Below are 17,436 nucleotides of genomic sequence, written 5' to 3' on the forward strand. Positions count from 1 at the left end.
CACCCCCCAACTCTCCTCCGCCTTCCCACCCGACCCCCCACCGCCGGTCGCTTCGCCCTCTCGCTGACGCCGCTTCCGGATGCTTCACGAAGCAACGGACCGGTTTGGAGCTACGAGAGACAGGCGAGGGCGCTCTGCTCGGCGAGACGGCTGATCACGTTTCGAGCACCAGGAACATCAAGCTGCCGGGCAGCGAAAGATCGGGCCAAGAGCTCCTCCCCGATCAATTCGTCGTACTTGTCAATTCTCTTGTCGGGGATCAGCCGAGCCAGCTCGGTCGCTGTGGGCAGCTCGGATTCGCTCATTTCTCTCAGCAGGTCGGCGGTGGTCTGCGGCGATGCTCCGGACAGTGCCAGTGCCAGCCCCTGTCGTTCCACGCTGACTCCCCTGGTATGCAGGGTGAGCGCGATCGTCGTCATGATCGCATCACCGCAGAACGGGAAGAGCAGGGTGTCGTTTCCGTAGGCCAGGATCGGCTGGGCTTCCAGGCCGAAGCGGCGGTAGGCGGCGCGGCCCTCCTCCAAGAGGGGCTGGGCGGTCGCATCCAGGTAGATGGGAACAGCGCTGTCCTGGTAAACGCGCCGCATCTCGGTCCGAATGCGGTCGTGTACCTCCGGGCCGGCTCCGGTGAAGCGTGGCGGGCGGCCGCCTGATGCTCGCGCGACCTCGATGACCTTCGCCCGCGTATCTATGGCGAGGACCCGCCAGCGCCGGCCCGCGAAAATCAGCAGAGCGCCTTCGGGGAGTGACTGTTCGATCGGCAGGCTTCCGAGAGTCCGTCCCCCATGCACGATGCGGTATTCGGTGGGAGCTGCGAAGGCGGCATAGAAGGTGTAATGGTTGACCAGCTTCTCCCCCGCGTCGCCGTGCAGCAGGAGGCCGTCGGTCTCCTGCCGGATTAGCGTCGCTTCGCCGAGGTCGCGCAGCAGGGCGGCGAAGGTCGCCGCGTCGACCAGCCGAAACGGCCCCTGGACGCAGAGCGTGCGGTAGGCGTCGTTCGGGGTGATGCCGCCGTGTTGCGCGATCAGCGAGAGAGTCTGCTGCACCAGGGTGGACAGATGCAGCGCCTTTTCGTGCGGGGGTTCGTACCAGCGCTGCAGCAGGAGCTCGATCGTCGCGATGGTCTGCACGAGTTGCGCGCGAAGTTCCTCGGCTGGGTGCAGCGTTGGTGACAGCTCAGGCTCGCGGATGTAGACCCGAAGGATCGCCGGTCCTCCGCGTCGCCCGGAACGGCCGAGGCGCTGACGCAGGGCGGCGACCCCCGGAGGCGCTCCCACCTGGGCGACCGACGAGACCGATCCGATGTCGATGCCCATTTCCAAAGTGGAGGTGCAGACGGCGGTGACCGGCCGGGTCCGGTCCTTGAGGCGGGACTCGGCATGCTCGCGGATGTCCTTGGAGAGGTTCCCGTGGTGCGGGACGAACTCGTTCGGCACGCCCGCCTGGTCACACCGACGAGTGAGCAGGTCGGTGAACTCCTCCACGGCAGCCCGGGAATTCGCGAAGATCAGATTGTGGGAGCCGCGCAGCGCCGTGAACAGGTGATCGGCGATGGCGGATCGGTCCCCTGAGTCCTCCTCTCCCGTCTGTTGCTCCGCGTCCACATCGGCGGTTCTGTCCAGGGCAGAGAGGTTGGGCTGCGTTTCGACGTAGCCGCGCACCTGCAACTGAAGCTCTTGACCGTCGGCGTCCGACACGATCACGGTGACCTTGTCCCCGCTGCCGGGCCGGAGGAAGTCCGCCGCCGCGCGCATGTCGCCGAGTGTGGCCGACAACCCGACCCGTGGGACGCGGCGACGGGCGGCCAGGTCGAGGCGGTGCATGAGGGATTGCAGTTGTGCCCCACGCTCGGTTCCCATGAACGAGTGCATCTCGTCGATGACGACGTAGCGCAGGGCACCGGCTAGGTCGCGCATCTTCCATCCGCGCAGGACGAACATCGCCTCCAGCGATTCGGGGGTGATCAGGAGGATGCCCCGCGGCCGCTCGAGGAGCTTGCTTTTGCTGCTGGCACCGACGTCGCCGTGCCAGCGTGCCACCGGAATGTCCAGGTGTTCGCACAGCTCATCGAGCCTGCCGTACTGGTCATTGATCAACGCCTTGAGCGGACTGATGTATATCGCGGCGAACCCGCCGATCTGCGGTGGATCTGCGGTCAGCGCCGAGCAGATGGGCAGGAACGCGGCCTCGGTCTTCCCCGAGGCGGTTGCCGCGGCGATGAGCACGTCTGTCTCACCTGCGAGTACGGGAGCGGCCGCCGCCTCCTGGGCCGGGCGTAGCTCGGGCCAGTCCTGCTGCCAGATCCACCGTTGCACCTTGGGGTGGAGCAGCTGGAAGGCGCTAGAGCCGGAAGGAGGCGAGGTCGTCGTCACCGAAAGCTCCTGGCTGGGTCACCGATGGCCGCAGGGCGGGGTCCTCGTCTTCTTCAATCGGGGCCAGGTCGGGGTTGCTCTCCTGGTCCAGCTCGACCGAGGGGAGAATCCGCCGCCAGTCCGCTCCAGGATTCTGCTCCAGTACGGCCAGCAGGTCGCAGAATGCCTTGATCGTCGTTCGTGGCGTACGGAAGTAGGCGTCACCGACGCGGCTGGAGCAGTGGTGCATGAACGCGGGCAGCGCGTCGTCGGCGACGAGATAACGTGACGGGTCGCCGAAGGCGTAGACGTGACGGATCTTCGTGAGCAGGACGTAGAGGTCCTCCGGGGTCAAGGCGCCGAGGCGGAGCACCGGCCCGGAGTAGTCCACCAGCCCGTCCCTGGCAAAAGAGTTCTCCGCCAGTCGCGACTGAAGTGCGGCGTAGCTGTAGAGCCCGCGACGGGAATCGGTGAGGAACTCGGGGGTGCCGCCGAACAAGAAGCCCAGGTGCGCGGCCGTCCCCTGCAGTGTGTCGTTGAGGATGCGCAGGATCTGCTCGTAGTTGGCGTTGCGGGCCTGGGTGGAGGCCAGCTTGTAGAGGTTGACCATCTCATCCAGGCACACCAGCATGCCGTCGTATCCGGCCAGGCGGACGAACCGGCTCATCAGCTTGAGGTGGTCGTGGAAGGTCGCGTCGTCGATGATCGTCCGGACGCCGAGCGCGGACCTGGCTTCGGTCTTGGTGGAGTATTCGGCCCGCAGCCAGCGCACCGCGGCGGCCTTCAGTTGCTCGTCACCGCTGTCGTGCCCGCGCCAGTAGGCGCCGACGACCTCGGCGAAGTCGTATCCTCCGGTCATCTCGGCCAGGTGGGCAAGGCGCGTACGGATGACCTGCCCGGGGTCGGCGCCGACCTGCTGGGCCTCGGCAAGTGCCGTGGAGACGAACCTCTCGACGACTGCGGAAAGTGCCCCGCCGTCGGGCTTGGCTCTGGTGGCCATGTTGCGCATCAGTTCGGCGTAGAGGCTGCGTGCCTGGCCGCCGGTGGAGTGCAGGCGGCGGTCGGGGTTGAGATCGGCGTGAACGGTGACCAGTTTCTTCTCCAGAGCGATGGATCGCACCAGGTGCAGGAAGAAGGTCTTGCCCGCGCCGAAGTCACCGATGACGAAACGCACGGCTGACCCACCACCGGCGATTCGATCGATGTCGGTCACCAGGGCCTGGACCTCGGGGGCCCGGCCCACCTGCACATGCCGCTGGCCGGCCCGAGGGACTACGCCCGCCCGCAGCGACTGGAGGAGGGCGTCACGCTCGCGGGGGCGGATCGGGATCGTCGTGGTCACGTCAGCATCTCTCCCAGCAGGTATCGATTGACCCAGATCGGGTCGTCTCCCTCGAGTAACGGCTCACCGCCCACCTCGTAGGCGGCTTCGTTGATGCGATCGAGTGCGCCATCGGGGAGCAGGTTCCATTTCGCCGCGAGGTCCTCGAACTCCCCCCGAGACAACTGCTCCACCTGCGGGAGGCCGCGTACGAGGCCGGAGTGCGGGCCGTCCAGCCCGGCGACCGGATCAGCGGCCGGAGGCGGCGAGGGCGCGTGTGTCGGCTCCTCTTCAGTGAAGATCGAGCCCAGCAACGCCCCCACCCTGGCCGTCTCCTCAAGCTTGGCGGCGATGGCACCGTGGTCGAGGTGCACGGCGGCCGGGGCCGTTCGAACGTCGACAGGGCGGGGAATCGCAAAGCCCGGCTCCGGCTCAGCATGGCGAACGACCACTGGACCGGCCGCTGGAGCGGGGTGAGCGGCGGCAGGCAGCACGGCCTTCACCATGGCGGGATCGAGTCCGAGCAGCCGATAGATACGGCTGAGGGTCTTGACCTCTTCAGGAGAAATATGACCGTCGGCTGCGGCCACCCCGGTGAGGAACTCCGCCACGTAGGCCCGCTGTCTCTCGTCGATCTCGGCCAGGCGCCGGGTCAGGCCGGTGAGCTTCACCTCGGTGGCGATGAGCCAGCGCAGGTGCGCGTGCAGGCGCCGGCGTTCGTCCTGTGTCAGGTGCAGGGCCCGTTCGAGGTGATCGCTGAGATGACCCTGCTCCGCCTCCGAGGTCTCCCCGTCGGCGGCGCTCACGGCCGCCGCCAGATGGAGCAGGATCGTCGCGGCGCGGTAGGCGTCCGAGGATGCCGCGGTGGGACCGCCCGGAGCGGCGAAAAGCACCATGGGACCGCTCGACAGGACCGGACCGCCCAGCCGCGGATCGGGTTCGACTCCGATCCCCACGCTGCCCAGCAGTTGCGCCAAAGCGACGACGTCTTTCTTCGCCGGCTTGGCCTCAGACGCGTCCAGCAGCGCGGCGAACTCCTCCGTCGGCACGAGAGCGGTCTCCTGCGCGCCAAGACGGTTCCGCGCCCACGTCACGGCGCGGCTCGCGCCTCCCGACTCGAGGTCCAGCAACTCTGCCGGAAGCAGTGCTTGCGCCTGCACACTCGCCTGCCGGTCCGGGAAGCGTCCGACGAAACGGCTGTAGGCGTCCAAGTCGGTGGTGCACTCGTCAGCCAACGCCACGAGCTTGCGTGTCGGCGCGGCCAGCGTCAGCACGTCGGGGATGCCGTGGAGTGTCAGCCGGGGGTACCCGCCGAAGCCGGCACTGGCGGGCCGGTAATCAAGGGAGACTTCCTTGCGTCCAGGCCGGACCACCAGCCCGGCACGATGACGCGCGGCGTACCGCGCGCGGAACAGCGCATCGAACTGAGCGGCGCAACGCGTCGCCGGAGTACGCGGGTAGTAGTCGGGGTGGGAGCGGATCCAGGCCAACGCCCACTCGGCGGGGACTGGTCGTCCCTCCGCCGCGAACTCCCCCAATCCCACCGTCAGCCGAAGCGGCGTCACCTCGCGAGAAGGCTCAGGGGGATGCCCAGCGCTGGGCTGCGTGTCCTGGCCCGCCAGGATCAGCAGGTCGAGGACTTGGTCGAACTCACCGGCATAGCTCCGGAAGGAGGAGTTCTCACCGTAGATCCGGAGAAGCCGGCGAACCTCGGCCTGGATGATCGACAACTCGCGCCCCACAGTGGAACGATCCAGGCGTAGATCGTGCAGAGCCCGTCGTTCCAGGCCATAGAAGTAGAGGAACACATAGCCAATGGGCACATGCGGGTAGCGCCGTCCGTCGGCGAGCCAGGACAGATAGGCGGCACGCGAATCCGGCGGAATCGACGCATAGGACGGCCAGTAGCGCAGGCCCTGTCCCGTCCAATCCGGACGGCGCAGGTCGACGGGCAGTCGCGGGTCGATCAACGCCGGTTCGACCGTCTGCCCCGATACCGACGGTAAACCGGCGCCCACATACAGCAGGCCGCCGACGATGTTGAGCCCCGCGACGCCGACCCCGACGCCTGGCGGCAGCCAAGGTCCCACGGGAGGCGGCGGAGGCGGGGGCGACTGCGGCTGCTGCGGATATCCCGTTCCTGCAGGGACTACCGCGCGGCGGGGAGCTGCAGCCTGCCTACCGTCGTGCCCGGACGGATGATGCCCCTCGGCCGCTCGACGCCGGCCCGGCTCACCCCGAAAACGGTCCAAGAATCCCACGCGCTCACCTCTTCCGATCACACGCACGATCAGCAGACCGAGAAGCCGTGTGGATGCGATCAAGAAGCACGAGTGAACACTAGCCCCGAACGCCTTTGCCCTACCGTTCGAGCAATCACCTCGTTATCAACTTGAACCACAATTACGGGCAGGAATAAAACCACGATAAGGGACAATTCGACGCCTTCCGTAACCGTCCCATGACCCCAGTGGAAGCACCTCCGACTATCGTCCGGCTGCAAGTCGGCCCGGAGAACTCGCAGTTGACCATCCGGCCTCTACGCCGGTTTGGATCAGCCGGACACCGAGGCGGCAGAGCCGGCTTCAACGGAAGAATGCAGCACCGAGAACGGGACGCTCGATGTGCGCGGGTGTGACCACGACGCCGGAGATTCGGCCGGCAAGCGCGAGGACGGCCTGGATGGCGTTGTCGATCCAGTCGTCGGTGGCCGGGTCGATGCCGAGCTGGCGAAGATGCCGGTTGAGCCGGTCGGGTGCGGTGCCCCAGCGGGTTCCGGGTTGGCTCGGATCGAAACCGGTGACGAGCTCACCGTCGAGGGCGTAGGCGAAGTCGTGCCTGGCGGCGTAATCGTGTCGCATCACGGCGACAGCCTCCTCGCCATCGCGGGACAGCTTACCGATGACCTCGCGTTGCACGCCGAGCCAGCCGCACTCCTCGATCACGATGGTCCAATCTCCCGCCCGCCGTACCGTGACGATCTCTGTGCGGCTGGAGTCGGGGTACTCATCCACGTCGATCAGGCGGATGTGTTCCGGGGCGGCGCCCAACCGCCGCAGCACCTCGTACTCCTCCACTCCCCTGACGAGGGTGATCGTGTAGATCGGTCCCAGCGGGCCCTCGTCCTGCCACGCATAGTCCTCCGGCGAGGCACCGGGCATGCGGGCGGCGGCATGCACCGCCTCGGTCTTCTCAGCCCGCTCATACACGTCAGGGTTGGCAGCGAAGAATGCCTCGACGAGCCCGTGACCGACCCGGCCGCAATCGCTGATCGGGTGTCCATTGGCCCGCGCCCACTCCCGGATCGCCAAGTCGATGTCACGCCCGTACGCCACCTGGGTGACACGGAGCGGAGTGAAGTCGGCGTCGGACATGATCGGAACCTACCGATGCTCGCTACAGGTGACAACGCACTGCTCCCAGCCCCGGCTCGCAGCTCTCCACGTCCCCAGCGTCGGTGTGGCGAACGACGGTCACCAAGTCGTAGCCAGGAAGGTCGCCAGGGCAGCTACGGGCGTCTGCGATGGCTTCCCGCTGCGGATGCGTTGTCGATCAAGTTCCTACCGCTCAGAAGCAGGGTCCTTTACGGTGTAGATCTCCCAGTCCGTTTGAACACGAGGCGCTCCCCCGGCCAGAGGACCGGCGAATGCGGTGACACGCTGGACAGACATCTGTCACCGGGCGGCACGGCCCGGGAGGGTCACTCTTGATGACACCTGTGTGACACAACAGAAAAGCCACAATCCCCGATCTTGGGAACTGTGGCTCTGACCTGCTAGAACAGTGTCGGGACGGCGGGATTTGAACCCACGACCCCTTGACCCCCAGTCAAGTGCGCTGCCAAACTGCGCTACGTCCCGTTGCCCTGGTCTCCCTGGGCACACCCAAACCTTAGCGCAGATTCCGCCCTCGTGCGTACACGAACCGCGCCGGTGGGCCTAGGCTGGCGATCATGGGGCGGAAGGCACGCATCGACCAGGAAGAACTCGTCCGGCTGACGGCCGAAGGGTGGACCAACGCCCGTCTGGCCGAGCACTTCGGTGTCACGGAGTCGGGCGTCCTCCAGGCGAAGCGGGCCGCCGGCCTGTCCAAGCCGATGACGGACCACAGCCGCGCCCTGCCGTGGAAGCTCCGGCGCGAGCACAGCCAGAGCGGCCCCGCCACCAATCTGCGGAACCTCTCCGCCGCGGCCCAGGGGCGCCCGATCCCCAAGGAACGGCTCAACACCGCCTTGCGGTGGGCGAACCGGCTGGTCGACAACGGGCTCGACATCGCCTATGACCCGGAGATGGGCTTCCACGAGGTGCCCGCCGGGGACGACTCGCACATCGCCCGGGTCCTCGCCGAGGCCCGCGAAGCCACGGACGCGGCGGGCACCACGTCCTGACCCGTACGGCTCACGCGCCGTCGCGGGGCAGGTGCGTGGTTTCCTCGCGTACGTGCACATGGCGCTCGCCCGGGTGGACGGCGGTGTGCGGCTGGGTCTCCTGGACGTGGACGTGCGGCTCGGCCGCCGGGTCCACGGTGTACATCGTGTCCGGCTCGATGGTCTCCACCGTCTCCTCCGTCCGCGGACGGCGGGTGTAACGGCCGGTCAGCACCATGCCGATGACCCCCACGGTCATGAGAATCCAGCCGATCATTTGCAGGTCGATTCCAGGAACGTCCCATTTGACGGCGAACGCGAGAACCGCGCCGACCGCGATGAAGGCGAGACTGGCCCCGAAGCCCATGGCTACCTCCTCTGCTGGTAGAACGCCCCTTTACCCCCAGAATTCGCGATTACGCGAGGCGTGAAGGCCGCATTCCAGGGCAGTGCGGGTGAACAACGCAATCACCCCTGGAGGCAGAAATGACCGCCGTAGCATGGGTGGCCGTCGTGATCGTCGCCGTGCTGGTGATCCTTGCAGTCGGTTACCTGGTGTCGGCCCGCAACCGCCGGCGCCACCTGCAGGACCGTTTCGGGCCCGAGTACGAACGGGCGGTGCGGGAGAGCGACAGCCGTAAAGAGGCCGAGCAGGAACTGCTCGCCCGCGAGGAGCGCCACGCCACGCTGGACATCCGCCCGCTCGACCCGCAGACCCGGGAACAGTACGCGAGGAAGTGGGCCGAGGTGCAGGAGCGGTTCGTGGACGCTCCCGGCTTCGCCGTGACCGAGGCGGACGCGCTGGTCACCGCGGTGATGGCCGAGCGCGGCTATCCCACGGACGAGTTCGAGCAGCGTCTGAGCGACCTGTCGGTGGCCCACGCCACCACGCTCGACCACTACCGCAAGGCCCACGACGTCAGCAGCCGCGCCGCCCGGCAGGAGGCCACCACCGAGGAGCTCCGCCAGGCGATGGTCCACTATCGCGCGCTGTTCCAGGAGCTTCTCGGCGACGGCGCCGACGCTCCCCGGCACGACCACACCGACGACGCCACGTACGCCACCGACGGCTACGACGGCACTTCGACGAACGGCCACCACGCGGACGTACGGAAGGCGCAGCGATGACCATGCGGACGAACAGGCACGACGAGCGCGACGACATCACCGAGCGACCGACTCCCGAGACGCCCGAACCCCTTGAGGAGGAGGCGCGCAGGGAGCAGGCCGTCGCGGACGCCGGACGCGACGAGCACGAGGGCCCCGGCCCGGTCTACTCCCCCGGCGCCGCGTACGCCCCCGACCACACGGACGGCACAGCGCAGACGAAGGGCACGGCGGACACGGACGGCACTGCGGAGACGGACGGCACAGCGCACTCGAACGGCACCGTGCACACGAACGGCACGGTGGATACGGACGGCACGGTGGATACGGACGGCGCGGCGGACACGGACGGCGCCGCGTACGCGGATGGCACTGCGCACGCGGACGGCACCGTTCCCGACGCCGGCGACCGCGCGTACTCCGACGCCCCGGAGACCCGCGATGACGCGGACGACGAGCCGTACGGCCAGGCGGGCGACGACGTCCTCACGTCGCCCAAGACCGGCGGCGGGCACACGGCGGAGGACGACCGCCTCGTCGCGGGCGACCACGCCGGATCCCTCGCCGAGGCATCCGGCGACGCCGCGACCGGCGCGTACGGCACCCACGACGCCGCCACGGACCTCGACCCCGGCACGGACCTCGACCCCGGCACGGACGGCAACGCCATCACCGGCGCGACCACCGGCGCCATGGTGGACGGTCCGGTGGCCTACCCCACCACCACCACCGCCGCCGCCCCCGGAGACGACGAGGCGTTCGACAGCCGGTGGCGGGAGATCAAGACGGGCTTCGTCGACGATCCCCGTCACTCGGTCGAGCAGGCGGACGCGCTGGTGGAGGAGGCCCTGTCGGCCCTCACCAGCCGCCGTCAGGAGCTGCTCGACCAGTGGAAGGACGACGAGCGGGGCGACACCGAGGCGCTGCGCCTGGCCCTGCACGAGTACCACACGTTACTTGCCCATCTGAACCGGAAGTGAGGTAACAATGCTCGCCATCGCCGCGGCGGTCGTCTTCGGGATCGCCTTTCTCCTCGATCTGCTCAACGCGAGCATCGGCATCGGCCTGACCGCGCTGCTCGCCCTCGGCCTGTGCCTGCTGGCCCTGCACCAGGCCGGCGTCGGCACCGCCGGGGTGAACTCCTGGCGTGGCGGCTGGCGCGGTGGACGCGTCCGCCGCTGACCCCGCGACGTCTCCCCGCACCACGCCGAAAGCACCACGCCGACAGCACAACGCCGACAGCACAACGCCGAAAACGCGATGAGGTCTCGCGGGTGCCCACCCGCGAGACCTCATCGCTGTGTGTCACGAGAAACCCGCGAGAAGTACGCCCCATTGACCCCTGAGCCCGGCACGTGGGAAAAGGCCGACCCGCACGATCGGCCGCGTGCCCGACGCCCCCTGACGCCCCCTGACGCCCCCTGGACGTCCTCGATTCCGTCCACGACCAGCGAACGCCGTTCGCTCGTGCCGAAAACCACGAGTGAGTGAGTTAGCTGCTCATATAGCGTGTTCGGCATGATTTTCCCCTCCCCGCGACGCTTCCCTGGACCACCGCCGTGCTGAGCCGTCTGCTCCGCACGTTCCTGCGGCCCTACTCCCCCGCGCTCGCGGCGGTGGTGCTGTTCCAGCTCGTCGGCACCATCGCCTCCCTCTACCTGCCGAGCCTGAACGCCGACATCATCGACCAGGGGGTGGCCACGGGCGACACCGGCTACATCCTGGCCACCGGCGGCTGGATGCTGACCGTGTCCCTCGTGCAGATCGCCTGCTCGATCGCGGCGGTCTACTACGGCGCCCGGGTCGCGGCGGGGTTCGGCCGGGACGTCCGGTCGGCGGTCTTCCACCGCGTGAGCGGCTTCTCCCAGCGGGAGGTCTCCCACTTCGGGGCTCCCTCGTTGATCACCCGCAACACCAACGACGTGCAGCAGATCCAGATGCTCGTGGTGATGACCTGCACGATGCTGGTCGCCGCGCCCATCATGGGGGTCGGCGGCATCATCATGGCGCTGCGTCAGGACGTCGGGCTGTCGTGGCTCATGCTGGTCTGCGTCCCGGTGCTGCTGGTCTCGATCGGGCTGATCGTCTTCCGCATGGTCCCGCAGTTCCGCGCCATGCAGACCCGCATCGACGTGGTGAACCAGGTGCTGCGCGAGCAGCTTTCCGGCATCCGGGTGGTGCGGGCGTTCGTGCGGGAGCGTGAGGAGACCCGCCGGTTCGCCATGGCCAACGACGAGCTGACCGGCACGGCGCTGCGCGTCGGGCGGCTGACCGCGCTCATCTTCCCCACCGTGATGCTGATCCTGAACGCCTCCAGCGTCGCCGTGCTGTGGTTCGGCGCCGCCCGGGTGGACAGCGGCGAGATGCAGGTGGGCGCCCTCACCGCGTTCCTCATGTATCTGATGCAGATCCTTATGTCGATGATGATGGCCACCTTCATCTCGATCATGATCCCGCGCGCCGCGGTCTGCGCGGAGCGCATCACGGAGGTGCTGGACACCGAGTCGTCCGTGCGCCCGTCCGATAACCCCGTACGCCACGTGGACCGCCGGGGCGAGCTGGAGCTGCGCGACGTCGAGTTCCGCTACCCGGGTGCGGAGGCGCCGGTGTTGTCCGGCATTTCCTTCCGCGTGACCGCGGGACAGACCACGGCCATCATCGGCAGCACCGGTTCGGGGAAGACGACGCTGGTCTCGCTGGTGCCCCGGCTGTTCGACGCGACGTCCGGCGCCGTGCTGATCGACGGCGTCGACGTACGCGACCTCGATCCCCAGATGCTCTGGACGCGCATCGGCCTGGTGCCGCAGAAGCCGTACCTGTTCTCCGGAACCATCGCGAGCAACCTGCGGTACGGCAACCCGGACGCCACCGACGAGGAGCTGTGGGAGGCGCTGGAGGTGGCCCAGGCCCGCGACTTCGTCGAGGCGATGCCCGAGGGCCTGCAGGCCCCGATCTCCCAGGGCGGCACGAACGTGTCGGGAGGGCAGCGCCAGCGCCTGTCCATCGCCCGCGCGCTGGTCGCCAAGCCGGAGATCTACCTGTTCGACGACTCGTTCTCGGCGCTCGACCTGGCCACCGACGCCCGGCTGCGCGCCGCGCTGCGCCCCCACACGGCCGGCGCCGCCGTGGTGATCGTCGCCCAGCGGGTCTCCACCATCGCCGACGCCGACCAGATCGTCGTGCTGGACGACGGTGTCGTCGCCGGCATCGGCACCCATGACGAACTGCTCGGCACCTGCCCGACGTACGTCGAGATCGTCGAGTCCCAACTGACCGCGGGGAGTGCGGTATGAGCAACCGGCCCACGGCACCCGTACGACCCCGGCCCGGGGGTGGCGGCTTCGGGCCCTTCGGCGGCGGGCAGATGCCGGCGGAGAAGTCGATGAACTTCGGCCCCTCCATGCGGCGGCTGCTGCGCCGGTTGAGCCCCGAACGGCCGAGGCTCGTGGCCGTGATCGCCCTCGCCGTGATCAGCGTGGTGTTCTCCGTCATCGGGCCGAAGCTGCTCGGCCGCGCGACCGACGTGATCTTCAGCGGTGTGATCGGCGGACGGCTGCCCGCCGGGACGACCAAGGAGCAGGCCGTGGAGGGCCTGCGCGCCTCGGGTCACGGCGACTTCGCCGACATGCTGGCGGGGATGGACGTCGTTCCCGGTCAGGGCATCGACTTCGGCGCGCTGGGCACGGTCCTGGCGTGGGTGCTGGTGCTGTACGTCGCGGCGTCGCTGTTCATGTGGCTGCAGGGCCGGCTGCTCAACGACGTGACGCAGCGCACGGTGTTCCGCCTCAGGGCCGACGTCGAGGACAAACTGCACCGGCTGCCGCTGAAGTTCTTCGACGGCCAGCCGCGCGGCGAGCTGCTCAGCCGGGTCACCAACGACATCGACAACGTGTCGCAGACCCTGCAGCAGACGCTGAGCCAGCTGCTGAGCTCGCTGCTCACCGTGATCGGCGTGGTGGTCATGATGTTCGTGATCTCGCCGCTGCTCGCGGTGATCGCGCTGGTGACGATCCCGGTCACGATGATCGTCACGGGGCGGATCGCCAAGCGGTCGCAGAAGCAGTTCGTCGCCCAGTGGGCCCACACGGGCACGCTGAACGCCCACATCGAGGAGGCGTTCACCGGTCACGAGCTGGTGAAGGTCTTCGGGCGGGGCCCGGAGGTGGAGCAGGTGTTCCGGGAGCGCAACGAGGCCCTCTACAAGGCGAGCTTCGGCGCCCAGTTCATCTCCGGGATCATCATGCCGGCGATGATGTTCATCGGGAACCTCAACTACGTCGCCATCGCGGTCGTCGGCGCCGTACGGGTGGCGAACGGCTCGATGAGCCTGGGCGACGTGCAGGCGTTCATCCAGTACTCCCGGCAGTTCACCCAGCCGCTGACCCAGGTCGCCTCGATGGCCAACCTGCTGCAGTCGGGGGTGGCCTCCGCCGAGCGGGTCTTCGAGCTGCTGGACGCCGAGGAGCAGGAGCCCGACCCGGCCGAGCCGGCGCTGCCCGCGACCCGGCGGGGGCGCGTGGAGTTCGAGCACGTGTCCTTCAGGTACGACCCCGAGCAGCCCCTCATCGAGGACCTGTCGCTGGTTGCCGAGCCCGGGCACACGATCGCGATCGTCGGCCCGACCGGCGCGGGGAAGACCACGCTGGTCAACCTGATCATGCGCTTCTACGAGCTGGACGCGGGCCGCATCACCCTCGACGGCGTCGACATCACGGCGATGCGCCGCGAGGACCTGCGCTCCCAGATCGGCATGGTGCTGCAGGACACCTGGCTGTTCGGCGGGACGATCCGCGACAACATCGCCTACGGCAACCCGCGGGCGACCGACGAGGAGATCCAGGCGGCGGCACGCGCGACGTACGTCGACCGGTTCGTCCGCACCCTCCCCGACGGGTACGACACCGTGATCGACGAGGAGGGCGGCAACATCAGCGCCGGCGAGAAGCAGCTGCTGACCATCGCCCGCGCGTTCCTCGCCGACCCGTCGCTGCTGATCCTGGACGAGGCGACCAGCTCGGTCGACACCCGCACCGAGGTCCTGGTGCAGCACGCGATGGCCGCGCTGCGCAGCGACAGGACCAGCTTCGTCATCGCCCACCGGCTGTCCACCATCCGCGACGCCGACCTCATCCTGGTGATGGAGTCCGGAAGCATCGTCGAGCACGGCACCCACGACGAGCTGCTCGCCGCGCGGGGCGCCTATCACCGGCTCTATTCGGCGCAGTTCGCCGGGGCCCTGACCGATGAGGACGCCCCCGCCGCCGAAGTGGGGTGATCAGCGCGTTTCCCGCCGGGCCGCCGGTTCCCCCGGCCCGGCGGGGGGTGCCCGGGCTCGGAGCCGCCCGGCGCAGCCGCCTCCCAGCCGCCTGCAGCCGCCTCCGAGCCCCCCGAGCCACGTAGCGTGACGCTCGTCGCAGGCACGACTCGGCGCCGGTGTGACGCCCCGGAAAGGCGGCCGCCGGAGTGCGCTCACGAGCGGGCGGACAGCGTGAACTCCTTGCGCGGCTCCTCGATGGCCCCCAGCGAGATGATCTCGCGAGGGAAGAACAGCCCGAGCGTCCAGTCCATGAGGATCCGGGTCTTCTTGTTGAACGTCGGCATCCGCGTCAGGTGATAGGTGCGGTGCATCAGCCAGGCGGGGAAGCCGCGAAGCTCCCGGCCGTAGATCTGCGCGACCCCCTTGTAGAGCCCCAGGCTCGCCACCGACCCGGCGTACTTGTGCCGGTAGGGCCGCTGGACCTCCCCCCGCAGCGCCGCGAGGAGGTTGCCGGCCAGCGTCCTGGCCTGCCGTACGGCGTGCTGGGCGTTGGGCGGGCAGAACTCGCCCGGCCGGGTCAGGTCGGGGACGGCGGCGGAGTCGCCCGCGGCGAAGGCGAAGTCGGTGCCGTGCACGCGCAGGCAGGCGTCGACCTTGATCCTGCCCCTCTTGTCCAGGGGCAGGTCGCCCGCGGCGACCAGCGGGTTGGGCTTGACGCCGGCCGTCCAGACCAGGGTGTCGGCGTCGAACTCCTCGCCGTCGCTCAGCACGATGTGGCCGCCCTCCGCGGACTTCAGCAGCGTGTTCATGCGGATCTCGATGCCCCGCTCGCGCAGCTGGAGGGCAGTCCACTTGCCCATGTCGGGGCCGACCTCGGGCAGGATGCGGTCGGTGGCCTCCACCAGCACCCAGCGCATGTCCTCGCGGCGCAGCCCGGTGAAGTATTCGAGCGCGTCCGACGCCATGTCCTCCAGCTCGGCCAGCGCCTCCACGCCGGCGTAGCCGCCGCCGACGAAGACGAAGGTGAGGGCCCTGCGGCGGACCTCCGGGTCCGGCGTGGACGCGGCGATGTCGAGGCGGCCGAGCACGTGGTTGCGCAGGGCGATGGCCTCTTCGATGGTCTTGAAGCCGATGCCGTGCTCGGCGAGGCCGGGCACCGGCAGCAGCCGGGAGATCGAGCCCGGCGCGATGACGAGATAGTCGTAGTCGATGGTGAGGTCGGGCCCCTCGTGCGGGGTGAACTCCGCCTTGCGGTCGCCCAGCCGCACCTGGGTGATCCGGCCGCTGAGGATCTGGCACCGGTTCAGCACCCGCCTGAGCGGGACGACGACGTGCCGCGCCTCGATGTTCCCCGCGGCCGCCTCCGGCAGGAAGGGCTGGTAGGTCATGTAGGAGTCGAGGTCCGCGACGGTCACGAGCGCCTCGCCGCGGCGGAGCCTGCGCTGCAGGCGCAGTGCCGTGTACATGCCGACGTATCCGCCGCCGACGATCAGAATCCGTGGGACAGCCATGGCTGTCCCCTACCCCTACGCGAGGAGGAAACGCATCGTCACCGTGGTTCCCCTGGGACCGGTGGTGACCTGGAGCTCGTTGCTCAGCATGCGCGCGACCCACAGCCCCATGCCGCTGGTCGCGTTCTCCGGAGGCGGGTCGTGGCCGGGCTCGCCCTCCGGACGCCAGGCCCGGCCGTCGTCGTGCACGGCGACCACCAGGGCGGTCCCGTCGCTCCGGATGCCCAGCCGCGCCTTCGTCGACCCGTGGGTGACCGCGTTGGTGGCGACCTCGTTGAGCGCGACCAGGAAGTCGCCGATCGCGTCCTCCGGCATGCCGCGACGCAGCGCCTCGGCGGCGGCGAACTCCCGCAGGTCGGGCAGATCGGCTAAGGAGAAGGCACGCTCCTTGGCCGCTCCGGTGACGTGCGCGGGAACGCCGTCATCTTTCACCCGGTACACGCCTCCCGCCGGAAATCTGGCCGTCTCAGGGTCTTTGGGCTATGGGCAGGACGAAGATACCCCGGGACACCGCCGTGGCACAGCCGCCGTGGCACAGCCGCCGTGGCACAGCCGCCGTGGCACGACGGTGTCCCGGGCATCGTCCCGGCCATCGCCGCATCCTCTCATCCCGCGACGAGCTCCGCCCGGAGCTGGTCGAGGGTCTTGCGGAGGATCCGTGAGACGTGCATCTGCGATATGCCGAACTCAGCCGCGATCTCGGCCTGCGTCATGTTGCCGTAGAAGCGCAGCAGGAGGATGTTCTTCTCCCGCTCGGGGAGAAGGTCGATGAGCGGCTTCAGCGCCTCGCTGTCCACGAGGGTGTCGAGCGCGTCGTCCTCTTCGGGGATCACGTCGCCGAGCGCGGCGGCGTCGTCGTCCGCGCCGATCGGCGCGTCGAGGGAGAGCGTGCTGTACGCCGCGGAGGCGTCCATGGTGAGGAGCATGTCCTCCTCGGACAGCCCCATCTTCTTGGCGAGCTCGGCGACGGTGGGGAACCGGCCCAGCTCCTGGGTCATGTCGGCGACGTGCCGGTTGAGCTCGGCCCGGCGCTCCTGGTAGAGGCGGGGCACCCGGACGGCCCAGGTGCGGTCGCGGAAGTGCCGCTTGACCTCGCCCGTCATGGTGACCATGGCGTACCCGCGGAAGCTGTGGCCGAGGGTGGGGTCGAAGCCGTTGATGGCCTTCATGAGGCCGACGTACGCGGCCTGGAGGAGGTCCTCCATGGGCTCGCCGCGGTTGAGGTACCGCCGGGCGATGTCCCTCGCCATCGGACGGTGCATTTCGACGATCTTCTCGCGGAGGCGTTCCCGCCGCTCCTCGGACAGACCGTCCATGACCAGTTCGGCCAGGAGCTCTTCGGCGGTCGGATTGCTGGCGGTCTCTGCACGGACCTCGGCAGCCATCTGCGCAGTCCCCTCGTATTTCTCGCGAGGGCGCCTACGCCTGGGTTGACCACGCAGAAGGCACGCCTCGCTACAGTATCGAGACGAGGCCCTCTGCTGGACCTCTGCATCAGTATATTGCCGGAAAATCGGGAGTAT

14 protein-coding genes and 1 tRNA gene are annotated in these 17,436 nt (G+C 68.8%); 6 read left to right on the forward strand and 9 right to left on the reverse strand.

Features of this window, described 5'->3' with window-relative positions; translation table 11 throughout:
• Nucleotides 1–110: 110 nt before the first annotated feature.
• The 5 genes from FLV34_RS00235 to FLV34_RS00255 all read right to left on the reverse strand — a co-directional run bounded on the left by FLV34_RS00235 (nucleotide 111) and on the right by FLV34_RS00255 (nucleotide 7,532).
• The gene (locus FLV34_RS00235; protein ID WP_222709372.1) at nucleotides 111–2,372 is read right to left on the reverse strand and encodes a DEAD/DEAH box helicase; all 2,262 of its coding nucleotides are present in this window, start codon (nucleotides 2,370–2,372) and stop codon (nucleotides 111–113) included.
• Nucleotides 2,341–3,693, reverse strand: a complete 1,353-nt coding sequence (locus FLV34_RS00240) for an ATP-binding protein (protein ID WP_147942109.1) — start codon at nucleotides 3,691–3,693, stop codon at nucleotides 2,341–2,343. Before FLV34_RS00240 ends, FLV34_RS00235 begins: the two co-directional genes overlap by 32 nt.
• The gene (locus FLV34_RS00245; RefSeq protein WP_168066519.1) at nucleotides 3,690–5,762 is read right to left on the reverse strand and encodes a TerB N-terminal domain-containing protein; all 2,073 of its coding nucleotides are present in this window, start codon (nucleotides 5,760–5,762) and stop codon (nucleotides 3,690–3,692) included. The genes FLV34_RS00240 and FLV34_RS00245 overlap by 4 nt, the downstream gene beginning before the upstream one ends.
• Before the next feature lie 495 nt (nucleotides 5,763–6,257).
• A complete protein-coding gene (locus tag FLV34_RS00250; protein WP_142651618.1) occupies nucleotides 6,258–7,046 on the reverse strand; it encodes a DUF6461 domain-containing protein in 789 nt (262 codons plus the stop codon).
• 412 nt (nucleotides 7,047–7,458) lie between these two features.
• Nucleotides 7,459–7,532: transfer RNA gene (locus FLV34_RS00255), tRNA-Pro, on the reverse strand.
• Between the two features lie 92 nt (nucleotides 7,533–7,624).
• On the opposite strand from FLV34_RS00255, the gene FLV34_RS00260 reads away from it, so the two are divergent.
• Nucleotides 7,625–8,059 (forward strand): hypothetical protein, encoded by a 435-nt coding sequence (locus FLV34_RS00260; RefSeq protein WP_147942110.1) that lies wholly within the window; start codon nucleotides 7,625–7,627, stop codon nucleotides 8,057–8,059.
• A 10-nt stretch (nucleotides 8,060–8,069) separates the two neighbouring features.
• Here the strand turns inward: FLV34_RS00260 and FLV34_RS00265 are convergent, their stop codons facing one another.
• Nucleotides 8,070–8,405 carry a DUF6458 family protein gene (locus FLV34_RS00265; RefSeq protein WP_147942111.1) on the reverse strand — a complete coding sequence of 112 codons (336 nt, stop codon included), beginning with the start codon at nucleotides 8,403–8,405 and terminating at the stop codon, nucleotides 8,070–8,072.
• 119 nt (nucleotides 8,406–8,524) lie between these two features.
• Here FLV34_RS00265 and FLV34_RS00270 point away from each other — a divergent pair, with 119 nt between their 5' ends.
• From FLV34_RS00270 to FLV34_RS00290, 5 genes are all read left to right on the forward strand, one after another.
• Nucleotides 8,525–9,166, forward strand: coding sequence for a hypothetical protein (locus tag FLV34_RS00270; protein WP_240972105.1), 642 nt, complete (start codon nucleotides 8,525–8,527; stop codon nucleotides 9,164–9,166).
• Nucleotides 9,163–10,125 (forward strand): hypothetical protein, encoded by a 963-nt coding sequence (locus FLV34_RS40105; RefSeq protein ID WP_187280504.1) that lies wholly within the window; start codon nucleotides 9,163–9,165, stop codon nucleotides 10,123–10,125. The genes FLV34_RS00270 and FLV34_RS40105 overlap by 4 nt, the downstream gene beginning before the upstream one ends.
• Before the next feature lie 7 nt (nucleotides 10,126–10,132).
• The gene (locus FLV34_RS00280) at nucleotides 10,133–10,327 is read left to right on the forward strand and encodes a hypothetical protein (protein ID WP_142651622.1); all 195 of its coding nucleotides are present in this window, start codon (nucleotides 10,133–10,135) and stop codon (nucleotides 10,325–10,327) included.
• A 377-nt stretch (nucleotides 10,328–10,704) separates the two neighbouring features.
• Entirely contained in the window at nucleotides 10,705–12,438 is a 1,734-nt protein-coding gene (locus FLV34_RS00285; protein WP_147942112.1) for an ABC transporter ATP-binding protein, read from the forward strand.
• The gene (locus FLV34_RS00290; protein ID WP_147942113.1) at nucleotides 12,435–14,420 is read left to right on the forward strand and encodes an ABC transporter ATP-binding protein; all 1,986 of its coding nucleotides are present in this window, start codon (nucleotides 12,435–12,437) and stop codon (nucleotides 14,418–14,420) included. The genes FLV34_RS00285 and FLV34_RS00290 overlap by 4 nt, the downstream gene beginning before the upstream one ends.
• Nucleotides 14,421–14,614: 194 nt before the next feature.
• Here the strand turns inward: FLV34_RS00290 and FLV34_RS00295 are convergent, their stop codons facing one another.
• From FLV34_RS00295 to FLV34_RS00305, 3 genes are all read right to left on the reverse strand, one after another.
• Nucleotides 14,615–15,913, reverse strand: coding sequence for an NAD(P)/FAD-dependent oxidoreductase (locus FLV34_RS00295; RefSeq protein WP_142651625.1), 1,299 nt, complete (start codon nucleotides 15,911–15,913; stop codon nucleotides 14,615–14,617).
• A gap of 15 nt (nucleotides 15,914–15,928) precedes the next feature.
• Nucleotides 15,929–16,345 carry an ATP-binding protein gene (locus FLV34_RS00300; protein WP_168066521.1) on the reverse strand — a complete coding sequence of 139 codons (417 nt, stop codon included), beginning with the start codon at nucleotides 16,343–16,345 and terminating at the stop codon, nucleotides 15,929–15,931.
• A 173-nt stretch (nucleotides 16,346–16,518) separates the two neighbouring features.
• Nucleotides 16,519–17,298, reverse strand: a complete 780-nt coding sequence (locus FLV34_RS00305; protein ID WP_142651627.1) for a SigB/SigF/SigG family RNA polymerase sigma factor — start codon at nucleotides 17,296–17,298, stop codon at nucleotides 16,519–16,521.
• Nucleotides 17,299–17,436 lie beyond the last annotated feature (138 nt).

The sequence above is a fragment of the Microbispora sp. CSR-4 genome (assembly GCF_008033685.1).
GTDB lineage: Bacteria > Actinomycetota > Actinomycetes > Streptosporangiales > Streptosporangiaceae > Microbispora.

What these genes read in the sequence shown, in the direction of transcription:
- FLV34_RS00305 (WP_142651627.1), bottom strand. Translation starts at nt 17,298, where the DNA reads ATGGCTGCCGAGGTCCGTGCAGAGACCGCCAGCAATCCGACCGCCGAA.
- FLV34_RS00290 (WP_147942113.1), top strand. Translation starts at nt 12,435, where the DNA reads ATGAGCAACCGGCCCACGGCACCCGTACGACCCCGGCCCGGGGGTGGC.
- FLV34_RS00250 (WP_142651618.1), bottom strand. Translation starts at nt 7,046, where the DNA reads ATGTCCGACGCCGACTTCACTCCGCTCCGTGTCACCCAGGTGGCGTAC.
- FLV34_RS40105 (WP_187280504.1), top strand. Translation starts at nt 9,163, where the DNA reads ATGACCATGCGGACGAACAGGCACGACGAGCGCGACGACATCACCGAG.
- FLV34_RS00280 (WP_142651622.1), top strand. Translation starts at nt 10,133, where the DNA reads ATGCTCGCCATCGCCGCGGCGGTCGTCTTCGGGATCGCCTTTCTCCTC.
- FLV34_RS00295 (WP_142651625.1), bottom strand. Translation starts at nt 15,913, where the DNA reads ATGGCTGTCCCACGGATTCTGATCGTCGGCGGCGGATACGTCGGCATG.
- FLV34_RS00260 (WP_147942110.1), top strand. Translation starts at nt 7,625, where the DNA reads ATGGGGCGGAAGGCACGCATCGACCAGGAAGAACTCGTCCGGCTGACG.
- FLV34_RS00265 (WP_147942111.1), bottom strand. Translation starts at nt 8,405, where the DNA reads ATGGGCTTCGGGGCCAGTCTCGCCTTCATCGCGGTCGGCGCGGTTCTC.
- FLV34_RS00270 (WP_240972105.1), top strand. Translation starts at nt 8,525, where the DNA reads ATGACCGCCGTAGCATGGGTGGCCGTCGTGATCGTCGCCGTGCTGGTG.